Consider the following 1,678-nt stretch of genomic DNA (forward strand, 5'->3'; position numbering starts at 1 on the left):
AGTATAAATATTTCAATAAGGTATATGATGAATAAAAAAGGAATTTGGTATTCATGAGGTATACCCCAACTCTTAAGCTAAGCACGCGGCTGGTGGCTTTTGTCACCATGATCGTTATATGCGCAATGTTTATCTTGTTTGTCGGCGGCACCCTCTCTTTCAAACGACTTGGGCAAGAATATCTTACCCACTACTTGGAAGGGATTGTCGAGGTTGTTGATAAAGAGATGGAAGATCCTGATGCAGCTTATTCTATGCAGCGTTGGATGCCCAAAATGTTGCAAGCAAGCAACATCGTTGAAATGACGCTCTCGACAAACAACGCCGTCGTTTATCGGTTCAAAGACACTTCGCATCAAATAGAAGCGTCGGCCTTGTTTGAAACTGAGTACCAGCTAACTCACAATCAAGACTATGTCATCCGCTTTAAAGCTATCCCTCCTTACTTAGGTTACAGCTACTCCATGCAGGCGTTGTGGTCGATCACTCTCGCCGTTATTTTGATCATCTTTTGTTTGATGCGCGGTGTTGCGTGGCTAAAAGAGCAGCTTGCTGGTTCAGAAATGCTGGAAGAGCGAGGAAGAATGATCTTGGCGGGGCGAGTTGAGCAATACGCCAAGGGAGATAAAAAAGAGTGGCCTTACACCGCGAGTGAAGCACTCGATGTGTTGATCGAAGAATTACAGGATGCGCGTCAGGAGCGCAGCCGCTTTGATACCTTTATCCGCACTCAAACTTTTCTCGATAAGCTCACTGGAACAGCCAATCGAGTGCTCTTTGATAGCAAGCTGGAATCGGCTCTTTTAGAGAGTGGCGCACGTGGCGCGGTCTTGCTGATTCGTATTCAAGATTGGAAGCTCGTGGAAGAAGAGCAAGATAAGCAAATCACCGACGAGTTTATTGTTGAAGTCGGCAGCTTGTTATCCAATTTAGTGCAGCGTTACCCAGACGTGGTGTTCTCTCGTTATTACGATGCCGATTTTGCACTGTTCTTACCTCATCAAAGCGCCAAAGATGTTGCCAACTTGGCCTCACAATGTATTCGTCAACTAGAGAAACTTACGCCGCCAGATCCGCTCGACCCCGACAACTGGTGCCATATTGGTATCACTATGTACAAAGAGGGAGAGCGACACAGCCAAATTATTGATGAGGCGGAAACGGCACTCAGAAGTGCGCAGCTACAAAACAACAATAACTGGAGCCGTTTTAAGAAATGGAACCACGATGAAGAAGCGCGCGGAAGTGTGAGATGGCGTACGTTATTTGATACGGCACTTACATCAGAAAATGTGATACTCTACGCACAATCGGTTCACTCAATAAGTGATGCGACGCATAAAAAAGCCTTACACGAAGAGTTAACATGTCGAATTCGGGATCCTGAAAATGGCATTGTTAAAGCGTCCCGGTTTATCTCTGCTATCAGACAAGTGGGCTATGAAGCTCAAATGGATAGAGCTGTACTTCATAAGTTCTTAAAAGACTTTAAAGAGCATTTTGACAGCTCTAAAAATTATGCTCTAAATCTAAATGTGACGCCTTTTTCGAGTCGCGAATACTTCAAGTGGTTTCGTGATGAACTCTTACAGTTGTCACGCGAGCAGAGAAAGTGTCTCAGTTTTGAGTTTGTTGAAGCACAATTTGTAAGACACTTAGACTTTATGCGACCAGTCGC

General features: G+C 44.8%; 1 protein-coding gene. It reads left to right on the forward strand.

Annotated elements, in window-relative coordinates; genetic code table 11:
* Window positions 1-53: 53 nt before the first annotated feature.
* On the forward strand, window positions 54-1,678 hold a 1,625-nt coding region (csrD, locus tag R7E00_RS22780; protein WP_318124513.1), incomplete at its 3' end, for an RNase E specificity factor CsrD.

It is taken from the genome of Vibrio sp. Vb1755 (genome assembly GCF_033338635.1).
Lineage (GTDB): Bacteria > Pseudomonadota > Gammaproteobacteria > Enterobacterales > Vibrionaceae > Vibrio > Vibrio alginolyticus.